23 protein-coding genes and 4 pseudogenes are annotated in these 25,996 nt (G+C 63.0%); 13 read left to right on the top strand and 14 right to left on the bottom strand.

Going from position 1 to position 25,996, the window contains the following annotated elements:
• Positions 1–7: 7 nt before the first annotated feature.
• The 8 genes and pseudogenes from J2Y83_RS10220 to J2Y83_RS10250 all read right to left on the bottom strand — a co-directional run bounded on the left by J2Y83_RS10220 (position 8) and on the right by J2Y83_RS10250 (position 7,086).
• Entirely contained in the window at positions 8–397 is a 390-nt protein-coding gene (locus J2Y83_RS10220; RefSeq protein WP_247407889.1) for a carboxymuconolactone decarboxylase family protein, read from the bottom strand.
• Positions 398–410: 13 nt separating this feature from the next.
• On the bottom strand, positions 411–896 hold the full coding sequence (locus tag J2Y83_RS10225) for a flavin reductase family protein (protein ID WP_010567340.1): 486 nt from the start codon (positions 894–896) through the stop codon (positions 411–413).
• A gap of 12 nt (positions 897–908) precedes the next feature.
• Positions 909–2,390 (bottom strand): aldehyde dehydrogenase, encoded by a 1,482-nt coding sequence (locus J2Y83_RS10230; RefSeq protein ID WP_253394919.1) that lies wholly within the window; start codon positions 2,388–2,390, stop codon positions 909–911.
• The gene (locus tag J2Y83_RS10235; protein WP_253394922.1) at positions 2,387–3,220 is read right to left on the bottom strand and encodes an alpha/beta fold hydrolase; all 834 of its coding nucleotides are present in this window, start codon (positions 3,218–3,220) and stop codon (positions 2,387–2,389) included. Before J2Y83_RS10235 ends, J2Y83_RS10230 begins: the two co-directional genes overlap by 4 nt.
• A 41-nt stretch (positions 3,221–3,261) precedes the next feature.
• Complete coding sequence (locus J2Y83_RS10240; protein WP_253394924.1) at positions 3,262–3,852, bottom strand: amino acid synthesis family protein; 591 nt, start codon at positions 3,850–3,852, stop codon at positions 3,262–3,264.
• Positions 3,853–4,119: 267 nt separating this feature from the next.
• Positions 4,120–4,656: pseudogene (locus J2Y83_RS29830) on the bottom strand (methyl-accepting chemotaxis protein); the annotation flags it as partial.
• 327 nt (positions 4,657–4,983) lie between these two features.
• Positions 4,984–6,063 (bottom strand): annotated as a pseudogene (locus J2Y83_RS29835) (HAMP domain-containing protein); the annotation flags it as partial.
• A gap of 132 nt (positions 6,064–6,195) precedes the next feature.
• Positions 6,196–7,086, bottom strand: coding sequence for a bestrophin family protein (locus tag J2Y83_RS10250; RefSeq protein ID WP_253394928.1), 891 nt, complete (start codon positions 7,084–7,086; stop codon positions 6,196–6,198).
• Between the two features lie 179 nt (positions 7,087–7,265).
• Between J2Y83_RS10250 and J2Y83_RS10255 the strand changes: the two genes are divergently transcribed.
• On the top strand, positions 7,266–7,529 hold the full coding sequence (locus J2Y83_RS10255) for a hypothetical protein (RefSeq protein ID WP_253400368.1): 264 nt from the start codon (positions 7,266–7,268) through the stop codon (positions 7,527–7,529).
• Entirely contained in the window at positions 7,526–8,284 is a 759-nt protein-coding gene (locus tag J2Y83_RS10260; RefSeq protein WP_253394931.1) for a Fic/DOC family protein, read from the top strand. The genes J2Y83_RS10255 and J2Y83_RS10260 overlap by 4 nt, the downstream gene beginning before the upstream one ends.
• Positions 8,285–8,329: 45 nt before the next feature.
• Here J2Y83_RS10260 and J2Y83_RS10265 read toward each other — a convergent pair whose 3' ends face one another.
• Positions 8,330–8,665, bottom strand: a complete 336-nt coding sequence (locus J2Y83_RS10265) for an ArsR/SmtB family transcription factor (protein WP_373423807.1) — start codon at positions 8,663–8,665, stop codon at positions 8,330–8,332.
• 53 nt (positions 8,666–8,718) lie between these two features.
• Here J2Y83_RS10265 and J2Y83_RS10270 point away from each other — a divergent pair, with 53 nt between their 5' ends.
• Positions 8,719–9,810, top strand: coding sequence for an NADH:flavin oxidoreductase/NADH oxidase (locus tag J2Y83_RS10270; RefSeq protein WP_253394935.1), 1,092 nt, complete (start codon positions 8,719–8,721; stop codon positions 9,808–9,810).
• Positions 9,811–9,974: 164 nt separating this feature from the next.
• Here the strand turns inward: J2Y83_RS10270 and J2Y83_RS10275 are convergent, their stop codons facing one another.
• Positions 9,975–10,697, bottom strand: coding sequence for a FadR/GntR family transcriptional regulator (locus J2Y83_RS10275; RefSeq protein WP_253394937.1), 723 nt, complete (start codon positions 10,695–10,697; stop codon positions 9,975–9,977).
• 47 nt (positions 10,698–10,744) lie between these two features.
• Positions 10,745–12,481 (bottom strand): IlvD/Edd family dehydratase, encoded by a 1,737-nt coding sequence (locus J2Y83_RS10280; protein WP_253394940.1) that lies wholly within the window; start codon positions 12,479–12,481, stop codon positions 10,745–10,747.
• Between the two features lie 193 nt (positions 12,482–12,674).
• On the opposite strand from J2Y83_RS10280, the gene J2Y83_RS10285 reads away from it, so the two are divergent.
• The 7 genes from J2Y83_RS10285 (at position 12,675) to araH (ending at position 21,132) form a co-directional block, all read left to right on the top strand.
• The gene (locus tag J2Y83_RS10285; RefSeq protein WP_253394942.1) at positions 12,675–13,997 is read left to right on the top strand and encodes an MFS transporter; all 1,323 of its coding nucleotides are present in this window, start codon (positions 12,675–12,677) and stop codon (positions 13,995–13,997) included.
• A 15-nt stretch (positions 13,998–14,012) separates the two neighbouring features.
• Entirely contained in the window at positions 14,013–15,005 is a 993-nt protein-coding gene (gene araD1 / locus J2Y83_RS10290; RefSeq protein WP_253394944.1) for an AraD1 family protein, read from the top strand.
• A gap of 11 nt (positions 15,006–15,016) precedes the next feature.
• Positions 15,017–16,597: an aldehyde dehydrogenase (NADP(+)) gene (locus tag J2Y83_RS10295; RefSeq protein ID WP_253394946.1), complete on the top strand. Its 1,581-nt coding sequence runs from the start codon at positions 15,017–15,019 to the stop codon at positions 16,595–16,597.
• 36 nt (positions 16,598–16,633) lie between these two features.
• A complete protein-coding gene (locus tag J2Y83_RS10300; RefSeq protein ID WP_253394947.1) occupies positions 16,634–17,497 on the top strand; it encodes an SMP-30/gluconolactonase/LRE family protein in 864 nt (287 codons plus the stop codon).
• A 153-nt stretch (positions 17,498–17,650) separates the two neighbouring features.
• Complete coding sequence (locus tag J2Y83_RS10310) at positions 17,651–18,655, top strand: substrate-binding domain-containing protein (protein WP_253394950.1); 1,005 nt, start codon at positions 17,651–17,653, stop codon at positions 18,653–18,655.
• Complete coding sequence (gene araG / locus J2Y83_RS10315; RefSeq protein ID WP_253400369.1) at positions 18,652–20,154, top strand: L-arabinose ABC transporter ATP-binding protein AraG; 1,503 nt, start codon at positions 18,652–18,654, stop codon at positions 20,152–20,154. The genes J2Y83_RS10310 and araG overlap by 4 nt, the downstream gene beginning before the upstream one ends.
• A gap of 9 nt (positions 20,155–20,163) precedes the next feature.
• A complete protein-coding gene (gene araH / locus J2Y83_RS10320; protein WP_253394952.1) occupies positions 20,164–21,132 on the top strand; it encodes an L-arabinose ABC transporter permease AraH in 969 nt (322 codons plus the stop codon).
• 15 nt (positions 21,133–21,147) lie between these two features.
• Here the strand turns inward: araH and J2Y83_RS10325 are convergent, their stop codons facing one another.
• Complete coding sequence (locus J2Y83_RS10325; protein WP_253394954.1) at positions 21,148–21,936, bottom strand: AraC family transcriptional regulator; 789 nt, start codon at positions 21,934–21,936, stop codon at positions 21,148–21,150.
• A gap of 85 nt (positions 21,937–22,021) precedes the next feature.
• On the opposite strand from J2Y83_RS10325, the gene J2Y83_RS10330 reads away from it, so the two are divergent.
• The 3 genes from J2Y83_RS10330 (at position 22,022) to aqpZ (ending at position 25,168) form a co-directional block, all read left to right on the top strand.
• A complete protein-coding gene (locus J2Y83_RS10330) occupies positions 22,022–23,020 on the top strand; it encodes a bile acid:sodium symporter family protein (RefSeq protein WP_253394956.1) in 999 nt (332 codons plus the stop codon).
• Positions 23,021–23,157: 137 nt separating this feature from the next.
• Positions 23,158–24,342 (top strand): sugar transporter, encoded by a 1,185-nt coding sequence (locus tag J2Y83_RS10335; protein WP_253394958.1) that lies wholly within the window; start codon positions 23,158–23,160, stop codon positions 24,340–24,342.
• Between the two features lie 121 nt (positions 24,343–24,463).
• A complete protein-coding gene (gene aqpZ, locus J2Y83_RS10340; RefSeq protein WP_253394960.1) occupies positions 24,464–25,168 on the top strand; it encodes an aquaporin Z in 705 nt (234 codons plus the stop codon).
• 102 nt (positions 25,169–25,270) lie between these two features.
• On the opposite strand, the pseudogene J2Y83_RS10345 reads toward aqpZ, so the two are convergent.
• A pseudogene (locus J2Y83_RS10345) lies at positions 25,271–25,666 on the bottom strand (thioesterase family protein); the annotation flags it as partial.
• A 182-nt stretch (positions 25,667–25,848) separates the two neighbouring features.
• Positions 25,849–25,995: pseudogene (locus J2Y83_RS10350) on the bottom strand (thioesterase); the annotation flags it as partial.
• Between the last annotated feature and the right edge of the window lies 1 nt (position 25,996).

Genomic DNA, 25,996 nt, shown 5'->3' on the forward strand with positions numbered 1-25,996 from the left:
GGGACGGTTAACGGGAGGCCTCGGCATCGGCTTCGGCGAAGGCTTCCCGGGCCAGCCGGAAGCTGTCCACGGCGGCGGGAACCCCGCAATAGATGCCGACCTGAAGCAGAATTTCGCGTATTTGTTCACGACTCAGCCCGTTACGCAAGGCGCCGCGCACGTGCAGCTTGAGCTCGTGGGGCCGATTGAGGGCCGAAATCATCGCCAAGTTTATCATGCTGCGTTCTTTAAGCGACAAACCCTCCCGGCCCCACACATGGCCCCAGCAGTATTCGGTGACCATCTCCTGCAGGGGGCGGGTGAAGTCGTCGGCGTTCTCGATCGAACGCTGTACGTAGGCTTCGCCCAGCACCTGGGTGCGGATCTTCAGCCCCTGCTCATACTTTGCGTTGCTCATTGCACACAGCTCCTCAGGCCAGGGTGGGCAGCGGGCCCAGCTTGCCTTTGTGATAGATCATCGGCGTGACCGGTTGCTCGGGCAGGATCAGGTTCTTCACGGCGCCGACGATGATCGCGTGATCGCCGCCGTCGTACTCGCGCCACAGCTCGCACTCGATGATCGCCGTGGCCTTGGCCAGCAGCGGGTTGCCCAGCTCGCTCAAGTGCCACTCGATGCCCTTGGCTTTTTCCTTGCCTTTGCTGGCGAAAGCGTAGGCTTCGGCGGTCTGGTCGGCGGACAGCAAGTGAATCGCAAAGCGCTTGCTGTCACGCAGGATCGGGTAGGTGTCCGACGCATAGTTGGGGCAGAACAGCACCAGGGCCGGGTCGATCGACAGCGCGCTGAACGCGCTGGCGGTGATGCCGACGATGCCGCCGTCCGGGTCGAGGGTGGTGACCACCGTGACCCCGGACGGGAACGAGCTCATGACGTCTTTGTATATGCCGGGTTCGATCATGGTTGTGGACTCTTAACGCATCACAAAAGGATCAGGCATGGGCGCCTGGGAGAGGTTGATCCACACCGTCTTCAGCTCGGTGTAGGCCAGCACCGAATCGATGCCGCTTTCGCGTCCGTAGCCACTGTTCTTGAAGCCGCCGATGGGCGCCATGGCCGAGACCGCGCGGTAGGTGTTGACCCAGATGATCCCCGAGCGCACATCGCGCGCCAGGCGGTGGGCGCGCCCGAGGTCGCGGGTCCAGATGCCGGCAGCGAGGCCGAACTGCGAGTCGTTGGCGATGGCCAGTGCTTCGGCTTCGTCCTTGAAACGGATGACCGAGGCCACCGGCCCGAACACTTCCTCTTGCATGATCTTCATCGAGTTGCGGTCGCACTCGAACAGCGTCGGCTCATAGAACCAGCCTTCGCCGAGGTTCTGCGGGCGTTTGCCGCCAGTGCGCAGGCGTGCGCCTTCGGCGATGGCGTCCGCCACCAGGCCTTCGACCACGGCCAGTTGCTGCGCGGTGGCCATGGGGCCCATTTCGCTGGCGTCGTCTTGCGGGTTGCCGATGCGGATGCGTTGGGCGCGCGCTACCAGGCGTTCAACGAATTCGTCGTAGATAGCGTCCTGCACCAGCAGGCGCGAACCGGAGACGCAACTCTGCCCGGATGCCGCGTAGATGCCGGCGATTGCACCATTGATGGCGCTGTCGAGGTCGGCGTCGGCAAAAATGATATTCGGCGACTTGCCGCCCAGTTCCAGGGAGAGTTTGGCGAAGTTCTCCGCGCTGCTGCGCACCACATGCCTTGCCGTGGCCGCGCCGCCGGTAAAGGCGATCTTGCGCACCAGTGGGTGGCGGGTGAGGGCGGCGCCGGTGCTGGGGCCAAAGCCTGTGACCACGTTGACCACGCCCGCTGGAATGCCGGCTTCGAGGGCCAGGCGCGCCAGTTCCAGGACGGTCGCCGAGGCATGTTCCGAGGGCTTGATCACGATGGTATTGCCCGCCGCCAGGGCCGGTGCGAGTTTGATCGCCGTCAGGTACAGCGGGCTGTTCCACGGAATGATCGCGGCGACCACGCCCATGGCTTCATGCACGGTGTAGGCGAACAGGTCTGGCTTGTCCAGCGGCAGGGTGCCGCCTTCGAGCTTGTCGGCAAGGCCGGCGGTATAGTGGAAAAACTCCGGCAGGTAGCTGACCTGGCCACGGGTTTCGCGGATCAGCTTGCCGTTGTCGCGGCTTTCCAACTGGGCCAGGTGTTCCTTGTTCTCAGCGATCAGGTCACCCAGGCGGCGCAACAGTTTGCCCCGTGCGGTAGCCGTGAGGCCACGCCAGGCCGGGCTGTCGAAGGCGCTTTGCGCGGCCTGCACGGCGCGCTCCACGTCGGCTTCGTCGGCGTCGGGCAGTTGCGCCCAGGGTTCGGCCAGGGCCGGGTTGAGGCTGTCGAAGGTCTTGCCGGAGAGGGCATCGACCCATTCACCGCCGATGCACATCTGGAAGCGTGCGAGTGTCATGCAACGATCCCCTTAATTGGAGTGTTTTGGGCGTACACCGTGTCGAGGAACCCCAGCAGCAACTGGTTGACCAGGCGCGGTGACTCTACCGGCATCATATGCCGTTGCTCGGCCAGCACCGCAACGCTGGCGCCGGGAATACGGTCGGCCAGTTGCCGGGCCATGTCCGGGGTCGAGCCAGGGTCGAGTTCGCCGGTGGCGACCAGGGTCGGTGCGCGCAACCCCGGGAGGTCGTCGGCACGGTACATGTCCTGGGTCGCAAACAGTTCATAGGTGGTCAGGTAACCCTGGGGGTCGTTGCCCGCCAGGGTTTCCCGCAGCGCGGCGATCTGCGCCGGGTTGGCCGCCTGGTATTCGCGGCTGAACCAGCGCGACAGTGCGGCTTCGGCATTCGCGTCCGGGCCGTGTTCGGCGGCCTGGGCGGTACGTGCGATCACGCCGGCACGCTGTTCAGGGCTGCGGTTGAACACACTGTTGAGCACCACCAGGCCCTTCAGGCGTTCGGGGTAATGCAAGGCAAACGCCCGCGCGACCAGGCCGCCCATGGAAAATCCGATCACGCTGGCCTGGGGCAGTTGCAGGTGGTCGAGCAGTTCCAGCAACTGGTCGGCATAGCCGAGCAGCGGGGTGTCGGCGGCCGGGCGCGGGCTGGCGCCATGGCCGAGCATGTCATAGGTAATCACGCGGTAATTCGTGGCCAGGCCAACGACTTGTCCGCCCCACATTTCTTTATTCAGGCCCACGCCGTGGATCAAAACCACAGGCTGGCCTTGGCCGGTCGCCAGATAACTGGTGCCAGCCGGGGTGCGTTCAGCGGTGAGCCGAATCATGGAGCGCTCCTGCATGCTTTTTGTTGGGGGGCCGGTCTTGCTTATTGGGCTTTTTCAGCCGCCAGCTCTTCCAGGTCGATATAACGGTTGCCGATGCGCGGATGCAGGCGGCCGCCATCGGCGCAACCGAGTACCACGACGATTTCGTCGGCACGCGGCGCATCTTCGATCTGCATTTCCAGGGTGATGTAGTGCGAGCGCAGGCCTTCGTCGTCCTTGTGCATCATCGGGATCTGGATCGACGTGCCCGGGCCGCCGCGCTTGTTGGTAAAGCTCAGGTAGCTCTTGGCCTTGACCGCCTCACGGTAATGGTTGCCGAAGCGCAGGGTATGGATGATCGCGCTGGCATGTTCGATCTCGCCGTCGGCACCGACCACTGCCGCCTTGCCGTAGGCCTCGATTTTTTCCGCGCCGCCGATGATGCCCACCAGGCGCTCGACCATCAGCGCGCCGAGGTCGGAGCAGTTGGCACGGATCTCCGGCTTGAGGTCTTCGACGAAACCGCGACCCAGCCAGGGGTTTTTCAGCACCACGGCCAGGCCGACCATGGTCACGGGAGTGTCCGAGGCCTTGCCGCCTTCGATAAAGGTTTCTTCTGCGTAGCTGACGATCTTGCGGATTTCGAAACTCATGGGCTGCTCCGTCTGATGTGAGAGGTCTGCGTATGATGGTATACCATAATACGAGAATCGCAATAGACGTCAGCGCGTTCGAATGATCGACGGTTGTACGCCGCCCTCATCTGCGGATGCGGACAGTGCCACCAAGGTCGGCGGGATGTGCGGGAGTGTGCGGATGTACCTTGAGGCAACCGGCTGCGCGGTCGAGCTCAAGGTGAAGGCTGGCGTGGGGTCAGCAGCAGAGGCGGTGAGTGGCTCACCGCCTTGCATTGGCGGGGGTTAGAACTTGAAGCGGCCTACCAGGCCCTTGAGCTGACCGGAAATATCCGTCAGGCGGCCAGAGCCGGTCTGTGCCGAGTGGGCAAAGTCTTCTACTAGCTGGGCATCGGCATGGATCTGCGCGATGTGTCGGTTGATCTGTTCGGCGACTTGATGCTGTTCCTCGGCGGCGGTGGCGATTTGGGTGTTCTGGTCGCGGATCGAGTCCACCGAGCCTTGGATCTTGTCGAAGCTGTCGCGGGCCTGCTGGATGCGTTCCACGCTGGTTTGCGACACCTGCAGGCTGCCCTGCATCTGCAGGGTGACTTCCTGGGTGCGGCGCGCGAGGTTGCCGAGCAGGCTGTCGATTTCGCCGGTGGAGTCGGCGGTGCGGCGGGCCAGGGCGCGGACTTCGTCGGCGACGACTGCAAAGCCTCGGCCCTGGTCACCGGCGCGCGCGGCTTCAATCGCTGCGTTGAGCGCCAGCAGGTTGGTCTGCTCGGCAATCGAGCGGATGGTGTCGAGGATGGTGTTGATGTTTTTGCTGTCCTGCTCCAGCAACTGCATGGTCTGGGTCGATTTTTGCAGTTCTTCGCTCAATTTGAGCACGCTGCCGGTGGCTTCGCCGATGTGCTGCTGGCCGTCATGTACATCGCGATAGCCTTCGTCGGCACTCGACGCGGCGGCGCTGCAGGAGCGTGCGACTTCGTTGGCGGTGGCCACCATTTCGTTGAACGCGGTGCTCACCAGTTCCACCGCTTCACGCTGGCGGCCGGCGGCCTGGTTCATGTTGTTGGCCACTTCGCGGGTGTCGGCGGCGGCGGTTTGCAGGTCGGATGAAGCACTGCCGATGCGCTGTACCAACTGGGCGATCATGCTCAGGAACTGGTTGAACCAACCGGCCAGGCTGGCGGTTTCGTCCTTGCCTTGCACCTTGAGTTGACGGGTGAGGTCGCCTTCACCTTCGGCGATTTCTTGCAGGCCGTCGGCGACCCCGCGAATCGGGCGCACGATCATGCTGGCGAAGCTCGCACCGACAATCGCGAAGACGACGGCGAGTACCGCTGCGATGGCCGCGATCAGCCAGGTCAGACGCGTGGCGTCGGCCATCACTTCGTCGCGCTTGATCAGGCCGATAAAGCGCCAGCCCAAGTCTTTGGAACTGACCACGTTGGCCATGTAGGCCACGCCATCGATATCGACTTGGGTCACGCCGTCGCCGCGCTTGGCCAGTTCGGCGTAGTTGGCGCCGAGTTCGGTCATCGGCTTGAAGTTGTGCTTGGCATCGCTGGGGTCCACCAGCACGTTGCCGTTGGCTTCCACCAGCATCAGGTAGCCGCTGTCGCCCAGCTTGATGTTGCGCACCAGCTCGGTGAGCTGCTTGAGCGAGACGTCCAGGCCGACCACGCCGAGCAGGGTGCCGCTGGCGTCGACCACGGTATGGACCGTGCCGATCAACACCACATCGTCCGGCGCCCAGTAGTAGGCCCCGGTCCGCACGGTGGTGCCCGGTGCGGCCACGGCGGCTTTGTACCAGGGGCGCACGCGCGGGTCGTAGTTGTTCAGTTTGGTGTCGTCAGGCCAGCTCGCATAACCGCCATCGCTCAGGCCCAGGGACAGGTAGGCGGTACTCGGATGGCTTTTGGCGAACTGCTCGAATATCGCCAGCAGCTCTTTATTCGTCGGCGTCAGCGCGATTTGCGCAGCGTCGGCACCGGCGTAGTTCTTCAGCTCCTTGGCCGCGACAACGCGCGGGTCTTTGGCCACGTACTCGACGTTCTGGCTGATGCCGTCGAAGAACTGCTTCATGCCGTTATCGATCTGACGGATCTCGCGGCCGCTGCTGTCGAGGAAATTGGCCACAGCCGCCTCGCGCAGGTTCAGCACCACCAGCACCGCCACCAGGATAACCGGCACGCACGCGATGGCCGCAAACGCCCAGGTCAGCTTTTGCTTGATATTCATGACTTCTCCCGCGGGTATTTATAGTTTTGGCAAGGGGAAAACAGTAGCGTCGCATGTGTTTTTATGAGGGGTGCGGCCATGCGTACCCCTTATATCGACCGCCGGGGCACGCACTTGAGGCCGTGGGTGCGTTCAGCCGATACGGTTGCCGCCCAGCGCATCACGCTGCATCGACTGCAGGTTGTTCTCGATGGTTTCGCAGATGGTTTCCATCTGGATCTGGTGTTCGCTGGAGTGAAACGGGCTTTGCAGGTCGGTGCCGATGCGTTCGATGGCCAGCAGCATGAAGCCCACCACCGTGGACGCCAGCGGGGTGAACCAGCCCAGGGATTCGACCAGGCCCACCGGCACGATCAGGCAGAACAGCGAAATGAACAGGCGCGGGAAGTACACGTAAGGGTAGGGCAGCGGGGTATTGGCGATGCGTTCCATGCCGCCCTGGGCGTTGGACAAATCCACCAGGGTCGACTCCAGCCGCGCCAGACGGATACTGTCCAGGCGCCCGGCCTTGTATTCCCTGGCCAACAGCGCCGCCGAGCCGGTGAGGATGTCATTGGCGAAGTTGTTGGTGGCGCCGTTGCGCGCAAATTCCTCGGCCGGGATAAACGCCCGCACCTCATCGGGGCACGGCTGGCCCTTGAGGTGGGAGGCCAGGCAGTTCACGTAGGCCACATGGCGGCGCAGCAGGGTGGCCTTGACCGGGTTCGCGTCGCTGCCAAGGTCATCCAGCAGCGTCAGCACCTGCCGCGCGAAACTGCGCGAATTGTTAACCATGGCGCCCCATAAGGTGCGCGCTTCCCACCAGCGGTTGTAGGCACTGCTGTTACGAAAACTGATCAGCACCACCAGCGCTGAGCCGAGCAAGGTCAGCGGCATCAACGGCAGGTTGATCTTGGCGGTGAGAAACAGCATGAAGTCTACGGTGACGGCGACGTCCCACAGCAACAGCCAGAACAGGGCCCAACCGACATACCCCATGGTTTTGATGATCAGGCGGTATTTTTCGATGATGGCGGCTTTCAAACGGAGACCTCGCGGCGAGCGATAAGCAACAGTGCCTAAGCTCGGACGGTGGTTTGCGGTGAAAGGTTCGGCGGCGGGGGCAACGCGTCGGATCAAATCAATGATTGCGCCCGTCGAGCGGGGTAGAGAGCAAGGACCACCGCCATGCTATGCTCGAAAAGCTCACTGAGGGATTTCAAATGACGAGTACAACCGATGTCAGTATTGCCAGCAAAGTGCTCAGGCTGGCTAAAGCGCATCATGTCACCGCCGAACGTGACAGCATCAGTCGAATGGCGGTTGCTATCACCGGACTGGCTGGCGATGTGGTCGAATTGGATGGCGTGGAACAGTTATTGGTCAACCTTAAGCGCAAGGGTATTTTGAGCAAGTCGGAAACCCTCGCACTTCAGGGCAGTTATCTTCAGGAGAAGCGCCGCGCCAAGAAGAAACTCAGCGCATGAGTTTTGATCCTTTTGGAGACTTCGATACCGCTGGATATCTTCAGAATGCGTTACAGCTTAAAGATCCTGTAGAGGTCAAGGAATCCGAGCATCTCTCGTTTGAGCTGAGCATGGAAGATGCACTGGATTATTTGGCCAGGAAAAAACCGATTGATTACAAGTCGGTGCTCAAAGTACACCAAATCTTGTTCTCTGATTTCTATCACTGGGCGGGTAAAGATCGAAATGATCTGGTGCCGCATCTTGCCGTATTCAAGGCTTTCCACGACGATCCTCGGCATACTGTTTTTGAGCATCCGGGCTCAATCAAACGCTCGATTGACTATGCGCTTGAACTGGCGTCGAACAAGAAACGCTTTAGAGAACGCCCTGGCGATGTGATGGGGCAATTGGCATTTGCACACCCTTTTCTTGATGGTAATGGGCGCACGATTTTGCTTGTTTTCATGGAACTTTGTTATCGAGCAAAGTTCGCTATTGAGTGGTCGAAAACGAGTAAGGACGATTATCTTCGCGCACTTAGCGAAGAGATTGGGGCACCTTTCAAAGGGCATCTGAATAACTACTTGAAACCCTTTGTTGTCGATATCGCCCACCGTGATGAATGGCCTGGGATGATAGGTGGCATCAAGGGGCTGGATGGTCTGGATAAAGACGGGATAACTTACGAAAATCTAGACGATCCTGAGGTTCAACAGATCTACAAAGCCTATCGAGCGCAGATGATCGATACGCTCCCGCCCGCAAAAAAATAAAGTAGTGATGTAATGCTCTCGGATCAGTTGTACTGATCCTATCGTTTACCGTTGAGCCAAAATACTCGCCAGCAACCCAGGAAAGCGCGCCTCAAGCACGTCCGCGCGCAGCGAATTCAGATGAGTGGTGCCGACGCTGCGGGTGTGGACCAGCCCGGCATCGCGCAACACGCGAAAGTGGTGGGACATGCTGGATTTCGGCCGCCCGCCGTCCAGTTCGCCGCAGGTGGCTTCGGGTACGCCGGCCAGGCAGCGGACGATTTCCAGGCGCACTGGGTCGCTCAAGGCGTAGAGCACGCGTTCGAGGGTCAGGTCTTGTTGGGCGGGGTGTTTGAAGGCTCGCATAAAACAAATGATAACAGGGCTAGCGTTGAATACCATAGTTCGAATACCATCGAACTATCGAATCACGCACTTGCCCCTGGAGATTCCCGATGGCTGCTCTGTTTGAACCCTACAAGCTTAAAGACGTGACCTTGCGCAACCGCATCGCGATCCCGCCGATGTGCCAGTACATGGCCAACGACGGCATCGTCAACGACTGGCACCACGTTCACCTGGCCAGCATGGCCCGTGGCGGCGCGGGTTTGCTGGTGGTCGAAGCCACCGCAGTGTCCCCTGAAGGCCGTATCACCCCCGGTTGCGCGGGTATCTGGAGCGACGCCCACGCTCAGGCGTTCGTGCCGATGGTCAAGGCCATCAAGGCTGCTGGCGCGGTACCGGGCATTCAGATCGCCCATGCCGGTCGTAAGGCCAGTGCCAACCGCCCGTGGGAAGGCGACGATCATATCCCCGCTTCAGATGTGCGCAGCTGGGAAACCATTGCACCGTCGGCCATTGCGTTCGGCGCCAACCTGCCTAACGTGCCGCGCGCCATGACCCTGGACGACATCGCCCGGGTGCGCCAGGATTTCGTCGACGCCGCCCGCCGTGCCCGCGACGCCGGTTTTGAATGGATCGAACTGCACTTTGCCCACGGCTACCTGGCCCAGAGCTTTTTCTCCGAGCATTCCAACCAGCGTACCGATGCCTACGGCGGCAGCTTCGATAATCGCAGCCGTTTCCTCCTGGAAACCCTGGCCGCTGTGCGTGAAGTCTGGCCGGAAAACCTGCCGTTGACCGCGCGTTTCGGTGTGATCGAATACGACGGCCGTGACGAGCAGACCCTGACCGAATCCATCGAGTTGGCCCGTCGCTTCAAGGCCGGTGGCCTCGACCTGCTGAGCGTCAGCGTCGGCTTCACCATTGCCGACACCCAGATCCCGTGGGGCCCGGCGTTCCTGGGGCCGATCGCTGAGCGCGTGCGCCGCGAAGCCGGTATCCCGGTCACTTCGGCCTGGGGGTTTGGCACGCCGCAACTGGCAGAAGGTGCGTTGCAGGCCGGGCAGGTGGACTTGGTCTCGGTGGGGCGTGCGCATCTGGCTGATCCGCATTGGGCGTACTTTGCCGCCAAGGAGCTGGGGGTAGAGAAAGCGTCCTGGACCTTGCCTGCGCCGTATGCCCATTGGTTGGAACGCTATCGCTGAGGCAGTCGCTCAGCAAGACCTGTGGGAGATGTTGAGCCCCGGCGAGGCCGCGATAGTGGTGTGTCAGGCAGCAACAATGCTGGCAGAACCACCGTCATCGAAGCCTCGCTGGGGCTCGACATCTCCCACATTTGATCTTCATGGCCGTCGAACGAGGGTGGGGCTTATAACGGCGTCAGCACATTCATCACCGTATCCAGCGCTACCCGCGTGTCATCCAGTTGCACCAGCGAAGCATGCCGGGCGCCGAGGGCGTCGCGGTTCTGGATCGCGGTGAGGATCGCCTTGTGCCGGGGCAGGCTCAGGCCCTGGATATCCGGGCGGCGGTTGGTGATGTTGATCGACTCGCGCAGCGGCAGCGACAGCATGTTGCACATGTACGCCAGCAGGTCGTTGCGCGTGGCGTCGGCAATCGCACGGTGGAAGTCCAGGTCGGCCTGCAACAGCGCGTCGTGGGTCTGCGCGGTTTCCATGCCGAGGTAGGCTTTTTCGATGGTGGTGATGTCTTCGTCGGTGGCCGTGGTCGCGGCCATGGCGGCGATTTCCGGTTCGAGGATGCGCCGCACACCGGCCAGGGTGTTGAAAAACTCGCTATGGGGCGTGGACTGCATCAACCAGGACAGCACATCCGGGTCGAGCAGGTGCCACTTCACCCGAGGCCGCACCACCGCGCCCACCCGTGGCTTGGAATACACCAGGCCCTTGGCGCTGAGCACTCGCGTGGCCTCACGCAACACCGAGCGGCTGACCTTGTACTCCTCGCAGAGCGTGGCCTCCATGGGCAGTCGTTCTTCTGGTTTGAAGCGACCGGAAACGATGTGCATGCCCAAGTCCTGGACGATCTGGGCATGCATGCTCTTGCGCGGCTTGGACGGCTGGTGATCCATAACGACAGGGATGCTCTGGCTAAATAGGCGGCATCATAGCATCCCAATTAGTGGGAATGACGTGGGACTTCGGCCCCACGGCAACCCACCAGGAAATCGAAGTCGCAGCCCTGGTCCGCCTGCAGCACATGGTCGATGTACAGCTGGCGATAGCCGCCGACGATCAACTTTTGCGGGGGTTTCAGGTCGGCCATGCGCGCCGCCAGCTCGGCGTCGGGGATGTCCAGGTGCAAGCGCCCGTTGGCGCAGTCGAGTTCGATCCAGTCACCTTCCTGCACCGTGGCCAACGGCCCGCCGGCAGCGGCTTCCGGTGCCACATGCAAGACCACCGTGCCATATGCCGTGCCGCTCATGCGCGCATCGGAAATCCGCACCATGTCGGTCACGCCCTGGGCCAGCAGCTTGGCCGGCAGGCCCATGTTGCCGACTTCGGCCATGCCCGGGTAACCCTTTGGCCCGCAGTTCTTCATGACCAGGATCGAGTTGGCGTCCACGTCCAGGTCCGGGTCGTTGATGCGCGCCTTGTACATGTCGAAATCCTCGAACACCACGGCGCGGCCACGGTGCTGCATCAACGTCGGGCTGGCGGCCGACGGCTTGAGCACCGCGCCCAGCGGGGCGAGGTTGCCGCGCAGCACACAGATGCCGCCGTCGGCGCGGATCGGGTTGTCGAGGGTGCGGATCACTTCGTCCTGGCCGTAGATCGGCGAATCCTTGGTGTTCTCGCCCAACGACTTGCCGTTGACGGTCAAGGCGTTCGGGTGCGGGATCAGGTTGGCTTCGCCGAGACGGCGCAGCACCGCCGGCAGGCCGCCAGCGTAGTAGAACTCTTCCATCAAGAAACGCCCGGACGGTTGCAGGTCGACGATGGTCGGCATGCCGCGCCCGATGCGCGTCCAGTCGTCCAGATCGAGCTCGACACCGATGCGTCCGGCGATGGCTTTGAGGTGGATCACCGCATTGGTCGAGCCGCCGATGGCCGCATTCACGCGGATCGCGTTTTCAAAGGCTTCCTTGGTGAGGATCTTCGACAGCTTCAAGTCTTCGCGCACCATCTCCACCGCACGCATGCCGGACATATGCGCCAGCACATAGCGCCGTGCATCCACCGCCGGGATCGCCGCGTTGTGCGGCAGCGACGTGCCGAGTGCCTCGGCCATGCAGGCCATGGTCGACGCGGTGCCCATGGTGTTGCAGGTGCCCGCCGAACGCGACATGCCGCCCTCGGCCGCGAGGAAGTCATCCAGGGTGATGGTGCCGGCCTTGACCTGTTCGCTGAGCTGCCACACCACCGTGCCCGAGCCGATGTCCTGGCCCTTGTGTTTGCCGTTGAGCATCGGCCCGCCGGTGACCACGATGGCCGGCACGTCGCAACTGGCCGCGCCCATCAGCAGCGCCGGGGTGGTCTTGTCGCAGCCGGTCAGCAGCACCACGCCGTCGATGGGGTTGCCGCGAATCGCTTCCTCCACGTCCATGCTCGCCAGGTTGCGCGTGAGCATGGCGGTGGGGCGCAGGTTCGATTCGCCATTGGAAAACACCGGGAACTCCACCGGGAAGCCGCCGGCCTCGATCACGCCGCGTTTGACGTGCTCGGCGATTTGGCGGAAGTGGGCGTTGCACGGGGTCAGCTCGGACCAGGTGTTGCAGATACCGATGATCGGTTTGCCATGGAACTGATGGTCGGCGATGCCCTGGTTCTTCATCCAGCTGCGGTACATGAAGCCGTTCTTGTCGGCGGTACCGAACCACTGGGCGGAGCGCAGGCCAGGTTTTTTATCAGACATGATGGTTTCTCTTATTGTATGACTATATGTTCTCTGTGCGGCTAAACATAAGCGCAAAATGTTCGGTTTGGAAGTGTTGTTTCGTAAATAGTACTACTATATAGTCGATCTCAACTGAGGTATTGCCCTGGCGGATTTTCGCGAGAGGCGTCCCCCGAGCTTCTATAAAAACAACAATCGGAGATCGACTCCCATGAGCCAGGAACTGCGGCTTATACGGCGCATCACGCTGAAACTGATTCCCTTCCTCATCCTGCTGTACCTGATCGCCTACGTGGACCGCTCCGCCGTGGGGTTCGCCAAGCTGCACATGGGCGCCGACGTCGGCATCGGTGATGCGGCCTACGGCTTTGGCGCAGGCCTGTTCTTCATTGGCTATTTCCTGTTCGAGATCCCCAGCAACCTGATGCTCGATCGCTTCGGCGCACGGCGCTGGTTCGCCCGGATCATGATCACCTGGGGCACCATCACCATCGGCATGGCGTTCGTGCAGGGGCCACAGAGCTTCTATGTGATGCGCTTTCTGCTCGGCGCGGCGGAGGCGGGGTTCTTTCCCGGCGTTCTGTACTACATCACTCAGTGGTTCCCGGTGCGCCATCGCGGCAAGATCCTCGGGCTGTTCATCCTCTCGCAACCGATCGCAATGATGATCACCGGCCCGGTCTCCGGCGGCCTGTTGGGCATGGACGGCACCCTCGGGCTGCACGGCTGGCAATGGCTGTTCATCGTCATCGGCACCCCGGCGATCCTGCTCACCTGGCCGGTGCTGCGCTACCTGCCGGACGGCCCCAAGCAGGTCAACTGGATGAGCGAGGACGAAAAAGCCTGGCTCACCGGCGAACTGGCCAAGGACCTGCAAGCCTACGGCCAGACCCGCCACGGCAATCCGCTGCACGCCCTCAAGGACAAGCGCGTGTTGCTGCTGGCGCTGTTCTACCTGCCGGTGACCCTGAGCATCTACGGGTTGGGCCTGTGGCTGCCGACGCTGATCAAGCAGTTCGGCGGCACGGACCTGGTCACCGGCTTTGTCTCGGCGGTGCCGTATATCTTCGGGATCATCGGGCTGTTGATCATCCCGCGCAGTTCCGACCGTTTGAACGATCGCTACGGCCACCTGGCGGTGCTTTACGTACTGGGTGCCATCGGCCTGTTCTGCAGTGCCTGGCTGAGTGTGCCGGTGCTGCAAATGGCGGCGCTGTGCCTGGCGGCGTTCGCGATGTTTTCCTGCACGGCGGTGTTCTGGACCCTGCCCGGGCGGTTTTTTGCCGGTGCGAGTGCGGCGGCGGGCATTGCCTTGATCAATTCGGTGGGCAACCTCGGCGGCTATATCGGCCCGTTCGTGATCGGCGCGCTCAAGGAATACACCGGCAACCTGGCCTCGGGCTTGTACTTCCTGTCCGCAGTGATGGTGTTCGGGTTGCTGCTGACCGGCGTGGTCTACCGTCTGCTGGAGCGCAAGCATGTGCTGCCGGCCGAGCAATTCGCCGCCAGTGCCCGTGGCGCCACACGTACTTAATCGAGGAGAAGTTTCATGCGTTTAGTTCAGTTCGAGGTGTCCAACGGCGAGCGCCGGGTCGGCGTGGTGGAGGGCAGCCAGGTGCGCGAAGTACTCGCCACGCACAGCGTGCGCGAGTTGGCGCTGGCCGCGATCGAAGCGGGTGTGGGCCTGGCGCAGCAGGTGCAGAGCCTCGGCCTGGGCGCCAGTCACACCTACGCCGAGCTGCTCGCCGAGCTGAAGATCCTGCCACCGCTGGACCACCCGGACCCGGCCCATATGCTGATCAGCGGCACCGGCCTGACCCACCTGGGCAGCGCGTCGGCGCGGGACAAGATGCACCAGCAGGGCGGTGACGACAGCGCGTTGACCGACACCATGCGTATCTTCAAGTGGGGCGTGGAAGGCGGCAAACCGGCGGCCGGCCAGGCGGGCGTGCAACCGGAGTGGTTCTACAAGGGCGACGGCAGCATCGTCGTGCGCCCCGGCGCGGCGTTCCCGGTGCCGCCTTTTGCCGAAGACGCCGGCGAAGAGCCGGAGATCGGCGGGCTGTATGTGATCGGCCACGACCGCAAGCCCTATCGCGTGGGTTTTGCGGTGGGCAACGAGTTCTCCGACCACGTGATGGAACGCAAGAACTACCTGTACCTGGCCCATTCCAAACTGCGCAGTTGCAGCTACGGCCCGGAGTTGCGCGTGGGCGAGTTACCGCAACATCTGGCCGGCACCAGCCGCATCCTGCGCAACGGCGAAGTGATCTGGCAGAACGAATTCCTCAGTGGCGAGGCCAATATGTGCCACAGCCTGGAAAACCTTGAGTACCACCACTTCAAATACAGCCAGTTCCTCAAACCTGGCGATGTACACATTCATTTCTTCGGCACCGCGACCCTGTCATTCGCCGACGGTATACGTACCCAACCGGGCGATGTGTTCGAGATCAGCCAGGCCGAGTTCGGCGCGCCGCTGGTCAATCGTGTCGGCAGTGTTAACGCCGTCTTCGCACCCGGCGACGTCATCACCCTTTAAAGGAGAGCCACATGTCCCAGTTCCTTGGCCACAACTACATCGGCGGCCAGCGCAGCGCCAACGGCAGCCTCAAGCTGCAGAGCGTCGATGCAGCGACCGGCGAAGCCTTGCCCCAGGATTTTTACCAGGCCACGCCGCAGGAAGTCGACGCCGCTGCCAAGGCGGCGGCGGCGGCTTACCCGGCGTACCGCGCCTTGAGTGCAGCGCGCCGTGCGCAGTTCCTTGAGGCAGTGGCCGATGAGCTGGACGCGCTGGGCGATGACTTCGTCGAGCTGGTCTGCCGTGAAACCGCACTGCCCGCTGCCCGTATCAAAGGCGAGCGCGGCCGCACCAGCGGGCAGATGCGGCTGTTCGCCACGGTGTTGCGCCGCGGCGATTTCTACGGCGCGCGCATCGACAAGGCACTGCCGGAGCGCCAACCGCTGCCACGCCCGGACCTGCGCCAGTACCGCATCGGCCTGGGCCCGGTTGCGGTGTTTGGCGCGAGCAACTTCCCCCTGGCGTTTTCCACGGCGGGCGGGGATACCGCCGCCGCGCTGGCGGCCGGTTGCCCGGTGGTGTTCAAGGCCCACAGCGGGCATATGGCCACGGCCGAGCGCGTCGCCGATGCGATCATTCGCGCGGCCGAGGCTACCGAGATGCCGGCGGGCGTGTTCAACATGATCTTCGGCGGCGGCGTCGGTGAAGCGCTGGTCAAGCACCCGGCGATCCAGGCGGTCGGCTTTACCGGCTCGCTCAAGGGCGGGCGCGCCTTGTGCGACATGGCGGCGGCACGGCCGCAGCCGATCCCGGTGTTCGCCGAGATGTCGAGCATCAACCCGGTCATCGTGCTGCCCCAGGCCCTGCAGGCGCGGGCGCAAACCGTGGCCCGCGAGCTGACGGCCTCGGTGGTGCAAGGCTGCGGCCAGTTCTGTACCAATCCCGGTCTGGTGATCGGCCTCGCGTCGCCGGCCTTCAGCGCGTTCACTCAGCAGGTGGCGCAACTGATCGGCGATCAGCCGGCGCAGACCATGCTCAATGCCGGCACCTTGAGCAGCTATGGCAAGGGCCTGGAAAAACTGCTGGCACACCCCGGTATCCAACATCTGGCCGGTCAGGCTCAAGCCGGGCATCAGGCGCGGCCGCAGTTGTTCAAGGCCGATGTCAGCCTGCTGATCGACGGCGATGAAGTGCTGCAAGAGGAAGTGTTCGGCCCCACCACGGTGTTCGTCGAAGTCGCCGACCAGGCCCAGCTCAGCGCCGCCTTGCATGGCCTGCACGGCCAGCTCACGGCGACGATCATCGGCGAGCCGGCCGACCTGCAGCAGTTCGCCGAACTCACGCCGCTGCTGGAGCAGAAAGTCGGGCGTATCCTGCTCAACGGCTACCCGACCGGCGTGGAAGTCTGCGACGCAATGGTCCACGGCGGCCCGTACCCCGCGACGTCGGATGCGCGGGGTACCTCGGTCGGCAGCCTGGCCATCGACCGCTTCCTGCGCCCGGTGTGTTTCCAGAACTACCCGGACAGCCTGCTGCCCGACGCGTTGAAAAACGCCAACCCGTTGCGTATCCAGCGCCTGGTGGATGGCACGCCGTCACGCGACGCGCTGTAACGCGCACCTGAGAACAATAACAATCCAGGAGGCAACATGTCGTTTCACGCCGTCAGCGCACACCGTGCGCAACTGGGGGAGGGCCCGTTCTGGGACGTGCCCACCCAGGCCCTGTATTGGGTCGACATCGCCGGCAAACAGGCGCTGCGCCTGATGGACGGGCAATTGCAGGCCTGGCAGTTGCCGGAGCATGTGTCCGCGTTTATCCCGTGTGAAAGCGGCGATGCGCTGGTGACCTTGAGCAGCGGCGTGTATCGACTGAACCTCGCGACCGAAGCCTTGCGCCTGTTCTGCGTGGCCGACCCGCACGCGGGCAACCGTGGCAATGAAGCGCGCTGCGACGCCCAGGGTCGCCTGTGGCTGGGCACCATGCAGAACAACCTCGGCGAACAGGGTGAAGACTTGCCCGTCACGCGTCGTTCCGGCGGGCTGTTTCGCGTGGATGCCGATGCGCGGGTCACGCCGTTGCTGCACGGCCTGGGCATTCCCAACACCTTGCTGTGGAGCGCGGACGGCGCCCAGGTGCATTTCGGCGACAGCCTCGACGGCACGCTGTATCGGCACGCGATCCAACCGAACGGCCAACTCGACCCTGGCCAAGTGTGGTTCGGCCCGCACGGGCGCGGCGCGCCGGACGGCTCGGCGATGGACAGCCAAGGCTATCTCTGGAACGCACGCTGGAACGGCAGTTGCCTGCTGCGCCTGACGCCGGACGGTGAAGTGGATCGCATCGTCGAACTGCCCGTCAGCCGCCCCACCAGTTGCGTGTTCGGCGGCCCCCACCTCACCACCCTGTACATCACCAGCGCCGCCAGCCCTCTTGATCACCCCCTGGATGGCGCGGTGCTTGCCATCGAGGTCGATGTGCCCGGTAAACCCTGTCACCGCTTTGCCGGCTAAACGCTATACCGCTTCACCCCTGTAGGAGCGAGCTTGCTCGCGAAAAACGTTAACGATGACGCGCGCATCCTGAATGCACGCGGCGCTCTCTGGCTTTTCGCGAGCAAGCTCGCTCCTACAAAAAAAAGAAAACAACAATAAGGAGTCAACCGTATGAATCGTCGTCGTGCTATCCGTTCCTTGTGCTGCGCCGCTGTGGCGGTCTCGGCCATCAGCTTGAGTGGGCTGTCGCTGGCCGCTGAAGCAGTAAAAATCGGCTTTTTGGTCAAACAAGCCGAAGAACCCTGGTTCCAGACCGAATGGGCCTTCGCCGAAAAAGCCGGCAAGGAACATGGTTTCAGCGTGATCAAGATCGCCGTGCCCGACGGCGAGAAGACCCTCTCGGCCATCGACAGCCTGGCCGCCAACGGCGCCAAGGGTTTTGTGATCTGCCCGCCGGACGTGTCCCTCGGCCCGGCGATTGTCGCCAAGGCCAAAGCCAACGGCTTGAAAGTGATTGCCGTGGATGATCGTTTCGTCGACGCCAAGGGCAACTTTATGGAGGACGTGCCGTACCTGGGCATGGCCGCTTTTGAAGTCGGCCAGAAGCAAGGCGCGGCGATGGCCGCCGAGGCGAAGAAACGCGGTTGGGACTGGAAGGACACCTACGCGGTGATCACCACTTTCAACGAACTCGACACCGGTAAAAAGCGCACCGACGGTTCGATCAAATCCCTCGAAGAAGCGGGCATTCCCAAGGACCACATCCTCACCGCCGCGCTCAAGACTCTCGACGTGCCCGGCAGCATGGACGCCACTAACTCGGCCCTGGTCAAGCTGCCCAGCGGCGCGAAAAACCTGATCATCGGCGGCATGAACGACAACACCGTGCTTGGCGGCGTGCGCGCTACCGAAAGCGCCGGCTTCAAAGCCGCCAACGTGATCGGTATCGGTATCAACGGCACCGACGCCATTGGCGAGTTGAAGAAAGCCAACAGCGGCTTCTTCGGTTCGATGCTGCCCAGCCCGCACATCGAGGGCTACAACACCGCGCTGATGATGTACGAGTGGGTCACCACCGGTAAGGAACCGCCGAAGTACACCGCGATGGACGAAGTGACGCTGATCACCCGCGCCAACTTCCAGGAAGAACTGACCAAGATCGGGCTGTGGAAATGACCGCAGCGGCACTGCGCTTTGACGGCATCGGCAAAACCTTCCCCGGGGTCAAGGCGCTCGACAGCATCAGTTTCACTGCCCACCCGGGGCAGGTCCACGCGCTGATGGGCGAGAACGGCGCGGGCAAGTCGACGCTGCTGAAAATCCTCGGCGGCGCCTACATCCCGAGCAGCGGCAGCGTGCAGATCGGCGCGCAGACCATGGCCTTCAAATGCGCGGCCGACAGCATCGCCAGCGGCGTCGCGGTGATCCACCAGGAACTGCATCTGGTGCCGGAAATGAGCGTCGCCGAGAACCTGTTCCTCGGGCATTTGCCGGCGCGCTTCGGCGTGGTCAACCGCCGGCGGCTGCGCGAGCAGGCGCTGGCCTGCCTCAAGGGTCTGGCCGATGAAATCGACCCGCAGGAGAAGCTCGGCCGCCTGTCCCTGGGCCAGCGCCAACTGGTGGAAATTGCCAAGGCGCTGTCGCGTGGCGCGCATGTGATCGCTTTCGATGAACCGACCAGCAGCCTGTCGGCCCGCGAGATCGACCGGCTGATGGCGATCATCACGCGCCTGCGCGACGAGGGCAAAGTGGTGCTGTACGTGTCCCACCGCATGGAAGAAGTGTTCCGCATCTGCGACGCGGTGACGGTGTTCAAGGACGGCCGCTACGTGCGCACCTTCGACGACATGAGCGCGCTGACCCACGACCAACTGGTCACCTGCATGGTCGGTCGCGATATCCAGGACATCTACGACTACCGCCCGCGGGAGCACGGTGACGTGGCGCTCAAGGTCGACGGTTTGCTCGGCCCAGGCCTGCGCGAGCCGATCAGTTTTGACGTGCGCAAGGGCGAGATCCTTGGCCTGTTCGGCTTGGTCGGCGCCGGGCGCACCGAGCTGTTTCGCCTGCTCAGCGGCTTGCAGCGCGCCACGGCGGGGCAGTTGGAACTGTGCGGCGAAAGCCTGAACCTGCGCTCACCCCGCGACGCCATCGCCGCCGGCGTGCTGCTGTGCCCGGAGGACCGCAAGAAGGAGGGCATCATCCCGCTGTCCAGCGTGGCCGAGAACATCAACATCAGCGCGCGCGGCGCCCATTCCCGGTTCGGCTGGCTGCTGCGCGAGGGCTGGGAGCAGGGCAACGCCGGCCGGCAAATCAGCGCGATGAAGGTCAAGACCCCAAGCGCCGAGCAGAAAATCATGTACCTGTCCGGCGGCAATCAGCAGAAGGCCATTCTCGGCCGCTGGCTGTCGATGCCGATGAAGGTGCTGCTGCTGGACGAGCCGACGCGGGGCATCGACATCGGCGCCAAGTCGGAGATCTACCAGATCATCCATGACCTCGCGGCCAGCGGTATCGCGGTGATTGTGGTGTCCAGCGACCTGATGGAGGTGATGGGGATTTCTGACCGCATTCTGGTGCTGTGCGAAGGCACTTTGCGCGGCGAACAACGGCGCGAACACGCCACTGAATCCAACTTGCTGCAACTGGCCTTGCCGCGTGGCCTGGCGAACTGAGAGACGATTATGACGACCCAACACAACGCGTTGCCGACGGCACGCAAACCCTTGGATATGCGCGCGCTGCTCGACAACTGGGCGATGTTGCTCGCGGCACTGGGGATTTTTCTGCTGTGTGCCTTGCTGATCGACAACTTCCTCTCGCCGCTGAACATGCGCGGGCTGGGCCTGGCGATTTCCACGGTGGGCATTGCCGCCTGCACCATGCTGTTCTGCCTGGCGTCGGGGCACTTCGACTTGTCGGTGGGCTCGGTGATCGCCTGCGCCGGTGTGGTCGCGGCGATTGTGATGCGTGACACCGACAGCGTCCTGCTCGGCATCGGCGCGGCGCTGCTGATGGGCCTGATTGTCGGGCTGATCAACGGCATCGTCATCGCCAAGCTGCGGGTCAATGCGCTGATCACCACCTTGGCGACCATGCAGATCGTGCGCGGCCTGGCCTATATCTTTGCCGACGGCAAGGCGGTGGGGGTGTCCCAGGATCAGTTCTTCGTGTTCGGCAACGGCCAGTTATTGGGCGTGCCGGTGCCGATCCTGATCACCATCGTCTGCTTCCTGTTCTTCGGCTGGCTGCTCAACTACACCACCTACGGGCGCAACACCATGGCCATCGGCGGCAACCCGGAAGCCGCGTTGTTGGCCGGGGTCAACGTGGACCGCACGAAGATCCTGATCTTTGCCGTGCATGGCCTGATCGGCGCGTTGGCCGGGGTGATCCTCGCGTCACGCATGACCTCCGGCCAGCCGATGATCGGCCAGGGCTTCGAGCTGACGGTGATTTCCGCCTGCGTGCTGGGCGGGGTGTCGTTGAGTGGCGGCATCGGCATGATCCGCCATGTGATCGCCGGGGTGCTGATCCTGGCGATCATCGAGAATGCGATGAACCTGAAGAACATCGACACCTTCTACCAGTACGTGATCCGCGGTTCGATCCTGCTGCTGGCGGTGGTGATCGACCGCATGAAGCAACGCTGAGCACCTTCCTCGGCATTAGCGGAAGAACTCGCCGGGAGTGGCGTCGAATTGTTGGCGAAACGCGTTGATAAACGCCGACGTGGATTCATACCCACACGCCAACGCCACATCCGTCACCCGCTCGCCTTGCTCCAGGGCGGGCAGGGCGCTGAGCAGGCGCAAGCGCTGGCGCCAGGCGCGGAAGGTCAGCCCGGTGTCACGCAAAAACAGGCGGCTGAGGGTTTTCTCGCTGACCGCCAGCTTGCGGCTCCAATCCCCCAGGGTCGTGGGTTGCTCCGGGTGCAGGTTCAAGCTGCGATAGATCTGCCGCAAGCGCGGGTCCAGGGGCAACGGCAGCATCAAATCGACCTGGGGCGCCGCCGCCAGTTGGTCCAGTATCACCTGGGCGAGCCTGCCGTCCGGTCCCGCTTCGGCATATTCCACCGGCAGTTCACTGAAGCGGCGGATCAACTCGCGCAACAAACTGCTCACCGCCAACACCTGGCAACGTTCGTCCGCCCACCCAGTGACGCTGCAATCCAGGTACAGGCTGCGCATCTCCGTGTGCGGCGAGCTGTAGACCCGATGCGGCATGCCCGCCGGAATCCACACTGCGCGCTGCGGCGGCGCGACGAAGCGGCCGACGCTGGTCTGAATCTCCAGCACCCCGGAAATCGCGTAGGACAACTGCACCCACGGGTGGCTGTGCCGGCGGGTCAGGGCGCGGTTGGGCAAGGATTCGGTGCGCCCGTACACCGGGCGTGGCAGGCTGGAAAGCCCGGGCACGCTGCGGCGGACGGTCTTGTCATGTCCTTTAGGCGGCATTTACTGGCTCATTGGCGTTAGTCGGTAATAAAGCGTTACGTTAGAGTCGTGATGACGCTCTTGGCAACCCCGGAAGATCCTGCTTATGACTCGCCCGCGCTTTCTGCCCGACAATTTCACCCTGACCCTGATCGCCACGGTGGTCCTGGCGTCCTTGCTGCCCGCCAGCGGCCAGACCGCCGTGGCCTTCGGCTGGGTGACCAACCTGGCCATCGCGCTGTTGTTTTTCCTGCACGGCGCCAAGCTGTCGCGCCAGGCCATCGTTGCCGGGGCCGGTCACTGGCGCCTGCACCTGTTGGTGTTCAGCCTGACCTTTGTGCTGTTCCCGCTGTTGGGCCTGGCGCTCAAGCCGCTGTTGTCGCCGCTGATCGGCAAAGACCTGTACATGGGCATGCTCTATCTGTGCGCGTTACCGGCCACGGTGCAGTCGGCGATTGCCTTTACGTCCCTGGCGCGCGGCAATATCCCGGCGGCGATTTGCAGCGCGGCGGCGTCGAGCCTGTTCGGGATCTTCCTCACGCCGTTGCTGGTGACGCTGCTGCTGAATGTCCACGGCGAGAGCGGTTCGACCGTCGACGCCATGCTGAAAATCAGCGTGCAACTGCTGCTGCCGTTCATCGCCGGGCAGATCGCCCGCCGTTGGATCGGCGAGTGGGTCGGTCGCAACAAGGCCTGGCTGAAGTTCGTCGACCAGGGCTCGATCCTGTTGGTGGTCTACGGCGCGTTCAGCGAAGCGGTCATCCAAGGCATCTGGCAGCAGATTCCGCTGTGGGAACTGGGCGGCCTGGTGGTGGCCTGCTGCGTGTTGCTCGCTCTGGTATTGGTGGCGTCCACGCTGTTGGGCAAGGCCTTCGGCTTTAACCAGGAGGACCGCATCACCATCCTGTTCTGCGGTTCGAAGAAAAGCCTGGCCACCGGGGTGCCCATGGCCCAGGTGCTGTTCGCCGGGGCGACCATGGGCGTGTTGATCCTGCCGTTGATGCTGTTTCACCAGATCCAGTTGATGGTGTGTGCGGCGTTGGCGCAGCGTTATGCCCAGCGCCCGGAAAGCATTCCGGAACTGATGGGGCAGGTCGACCCGTGAGTGGGCTACGCTGATCCTGCCGAGGGCGATTTATCCCGGATGAGCGTCAACAGCCGAGCGAGAAACCTATAGAATGTTCGGCGGCGGCGCTTGTCCTGGGTGGCCGTTCGATCATCGTCAGAGTGCCTCGCCCTTCAATGAGCCTTTCAACCGCAACGCCCCGTGCCAACTGGCAACCGGTCATCGCCCTCGCGCTGGCCGCCTTTGTGTTCAATACCACTGAATTTGTGCCCGTTGGCCTGCTCAGCGCCATCGGCGCCAGCTTCGACATGCCGATCGCCAGCGTCGGCCTGATGCTCACGATCTATGCCTGGATCGTGTCGCTGACCTCACTACCGGTGATGCTGCTGACGCGCAATATCGAACGGCGCAAGCTGCTGATCGTGTTGTTCGGCCTGTTCATCGCCAGTCACATCCTCTCCAGCGTCGCCACCAGCTTTGGCCTGCTGATGGTCAGCCGGATCGGCATCGCCTTGTCCCACGCGTTGTTCTGGTCGATCACCGCGTCCCTCGCGGTACGCCTGGCGCCGGCTGGCAAACAAGTGCAAGCCCTCGGCCTGCTGGCCACCGGCACGTCGCTGGCGATGGTGTTGGGCATTCCCCTTGGTCGCCTGCTCGGCGAAGCGATGGGCTGGCGCACCACGTTCCTGGTGATTGCGGCATTCGCCGCGGCCCTGGTGTTCTGGCTGGCGCGGACCTTACCGCTGTTGCCGAGCCAGAACTCCGGCTCCCTGCGCAGCCTGCCGCTGCTGTTCAAACGCCCGGCACTGGTGGCGCTCTACGTGCTCACCGCCATGGTGATCACTGCGCAATTCACCGCCTACAGCTATATCGAACCGTTTGTCGAACGCGTCGCCGGCCTGAGCGGTAACGTCGTGACCCTGTTCCTGCTGGTGTTCGGCGGTGCGGGCATCATCGGCTCGCTGTTGTTCAGCCTGGTACACCGGTTCAGCCCGCATCTGTTCGTGGTCGGCGCGGTGTTCCTGCTGGCCGCGTGCCTGGCACTGATGCTGCCGTTGAGCGGGGCCGAATCCTACCTCGTCGGCCTGAGCGTGTTCTGGGGCATGGCGATCATGGGCTTCGGCCTGGCCATGCAGTCCAAAGTCCTGGTGCTCGCGCCGGACGCCACCGACGTGGCCATGGCGATGTTCTCCGGGATCTACAACATCGGTATCGGCGGCGGCGCGTTGATGGGCAGTTGGGTCGGCAGCCACTTCGGCTTCGCCTGGATCGGCGCGGCGGGCGGGTTGTTGGCGGCGCTGGCGTTGATCGGCTATTGCCTGGCGATCCGGCGGTTTGGGCAGGGCGTCGCGCGCGACTAAAACCAGACAAATCTTACAAGGCGCCTTGACGCCCGTTGCTACCGTCACCCAGGACCTCCCACATCCTGTGGTGACGGCGATTGCCACGCCCTTCGAGCAGGGCCGTGGCGTTTGAAAAGCAATGGAGTCGATTGTGCAAAAGCGTTTGACCGCAGAGTTTGCAGGTACCTTCTGGTTGACGTTCGGCGGGTGTGGCAGTGCCATTCTGGCGGCGGCATTCCCGGAACTGGGGATCGGTTTTCTGGGCGTGTCCCTGGCGTTCGGGCTCACTGTACTGACCATGGCCTACGCGGTCGGCGGTGTCTCGGGCGGGCACTTCAACCCGGCGGTGACCATTGGCCTATGGGCCGGGCGCCGCATTCCCGGCGTCGATGTGCTGCCCTACATAGCCGCTCAGGTCGCGGGTGCGATCGTTGCCGCCGCCGCCCTGTTTGTGATTGCCAGCGGGCAGCCAGGCTTTGAAGTGGGTGGTTTTGCCGCCAACGGCTATGGCCCGCTGAGCCCTGGCCAGTTCGACATGAAGGCGGCGTTGCTGGCCGAACTGATCGCTACGTTCTTCTTTGTGCTGATCATCATGCGCGTGACCGCACCGGGCGCGGTTGCCGGCTTTGCGCCGATTGCCATCGGCCTGGCGCTGACCTTGATTCACCTGATCCTGATCCCCGTCACCAACACCTCGGTCAACCCCGCGCGCAGCACCGGGCCGGCGTTGTTCGCTGGCGTCGAGTACCTGGCGCAACTCTGGGCGTTCTGGCTGGCGCCGATTGCCGGTGGCGTGTTGGGTGCGTTGGCGGCGCGTGGGTTGGAGGAGCGCAGCCCGGTTTGAATCGAGAACGGGGGAATCAAGCGCATTCCCCCGGCTAAAGGGTCCCTGTACGTTGCGAGAGACGGCGCTGGCGCCAACGTGAAGACGCTGGCTTCCGCCGGTTCACGCCTGTTCCTCGCCTCGCAACTGCACGCTCATCGCATCGCAACTCTGCGCCCAGTCGCTCAGCCACTGCGGCATGGGCGGCGAGGCTTCGTCCAACCCCAGTTCACGCAAAAAATCCGCCGGGGGCAGGGTGCCCTTGGCTGAGCGGAACAGCCCGCGCATCACCACCACGCCGACCACCCGACCTTTGCTGACGAAACGGTGCTCCATCAGGCTCCACTTGTGGTCCCAGCCGAGCATGCGGGTGTGTACCTCGAACACCTCGAATAACTTGAGCTCGCGGCGAAACTTGCCCCAGGTATCGCCCACGATCGGCAGCGCCTTGTTGCGCAGCGCCACGCGAAACGCGCCGGTGCGCAAGACAAAATCCATCCGCGCAACGTCCGCCAGGGAGAGATTGTGTTGAAAAAGTCCGGCTTGGTTCCCACGGCTGAAAAGTACACGTCTGAGATTGAAATCCTTACCTTCAGCAGAGGCTGCCTGACTCGGATTTCACGTAGCAGCGTGCAAAAAAGGTGTTTTCACCCATCAATATTCGAGCAGTTTTGGAAAACCGACTTTTTCAACAGAATCGAGAAGTAGCGGCCATTGGTGACATGCCGGTTGAGATCCAGGTCCAGCGGCCACACCCGCATGCGCACCACGGTGGTCGCCAGGCCATGGGCAGGTTTGCGCCAGGGGCGACGGCAGAGCATGTACAGCAATCGAAACCAGAGATTCATA

The organism is Pseudomonas marginalis, assembly GCF_024169655.1.
GTDB classification, from domain to species: Bacteria; Pseudomonadota; Gammaproteobacteria; order Pseudomonadales; family Pseudomonadaceae; genus Aquipseudomonas; species Aquipseudomonas paraveronii.

Coding starts and splice junctions, on each gene's coding strand:
- J2Y83_RS10260 (WP_253394931.1), top strand. CDS start 7,526: ATGAGTTTTGATCCTTTTGGAGACTTCGATACCGCTGGATATCTTCAG.
- J2Y83_RS10280 (WP_253394940.1), bottom strand. CDS start 12,481: ATGTCTGATAAAAAACCTGGCCTGCGCTCCGCCCAGTGGTTCGGTACC.
- J2Y83_RS10230 (WP_253394919.1), bottom strand. CDS start 2,390: ATGACACTCGCACGCTTCCAGATGTGCATCGGCGGTGAATGGGTCGAT.
- J2Y83_RS10300 (WP_253394947.1), top strand. CDS start 16,634: ATGTCGTTTCACGCCGTCAGCGCACACCGTGCGCAACTGGGGGAGGGC.
- J2Y83_RS10240 (WP_253394924.1), bottom strand. CDS start 3,852: ATGAGTTTCGAAATCCGCAAGATCGTCAGCTACGCAGAAGAAACCTTT.
- araH (WP_253394952.1), top strand. CDS start 20,164: ATGACGACCCAACACAACGCGTTGCCGACGGCACGCAAACCCTTGGAT.
- J2Y83_RS10295 (WP_253394946.1), top strand. CDS start 15,017: ATGTCCCAGTTCCTTGGCCACAACTACATCGGCGGCCAGCGCAGCGCC.
- J2Y83_RS10330 (WP_253394956.1), top strand. CDS start 22,022: ATGACTCGCCCGCGCTTTCTGCCCGACAATTTCACCCTGACCCTGATC.
- araG (WP_253400369.1), top strand. CDS start 18,652: ATGACCGCAGCGGCACTGCGCTTTGACGGCATCGGCAAAACCTTCCCC.
- J2Y83_RS10275 (WP_253394937.1), bottom strand. CDS start 10,697: ATGGATCACCAGCCGTCCAAGCCGCGCAAGAGCATGCATGCCCAGATC.
- J2Y83_RS10325 (WP_253394954.1), bottom strand. CDS start 21,936: ATGCCGCCTAAAGGACATGACAAGACCGTCCGCCGCAGCGTGCCCGGG.
- J2Y83_RS10285 (WP_253394942.1), top strand. CDS start 12,675: ATGAGCCAGGAACTGCGGCTTATACGGCGCATCACGCTGAAACTGATT.
- aqpZ (WP_253394960.1), top strand. CDS start 24,464: ATGGAGTCGATTGTGCAAAAGCGTTTGACCGCAGAGTTTGCAGGTACC.
- J2Y83_RS10270 (WP_253394935.1), top strand. CDS start 8,719: ATGGCTGCTCTGTTTGAACCCTACAAGCTTAAAGACGTGACCTTGCGC.
- J2Y83_RS10335 (WP_253394958.1), top strand. CDS start 23,158: ATGAGCCTTTCAACCGCAACGCCCCGTGCCAACTGGCAACCGGTCATC.
- J2Y83_RS10235 (WP_253394922.1), bottom strand. CDS start 3,220: ATGATTCGGCTCACCGCTGAACGCACCCCGGCTGGCACCAGTTATCTG.
- J2Y83_RS10225 (WP_010567340.1), bottom strand. CDS start 896: ATGATCGAACCCGGCATATACAAAGACGTCATGAGCTCGTTCCCGTCC.
- J2Y83_RS10255 (WP_253400368.1), top strand. CDS start 7,266: ATGACGAGTACAACCGATGTCAGTATTGCCAGCAAAGTGCTCAGGCTG.
- J2Y83_RS10265 (WP_373423807.1), bottom strand. CDS start 8,665: ATGGTATTCAACGCTAGCCCTGTTATCATTTGTTTTATGCGAGCCTTC.
- J2Y83_RS10220 (WP_247407889.1), bottom strand. CDS start 397: ATGAGCAACGCAAAGTATGAGCAGGGGCTGAAGATCCGCACCCAGGTG.
- J2Y83_RS10310 (WP_253394950.1), top strand. CDS start 17,651: ATGAATCGTCGTCGTGCTATCCGTTCCTTGTGCTGCGCCGCTGTGGCG.
- araD1 (WP_253394944.1), top strand. CDS start 14,013: ATGCGTTTAGTTCAGTTCGAGGTGTCCAACGGCGAGCGCCGGGTCGGC.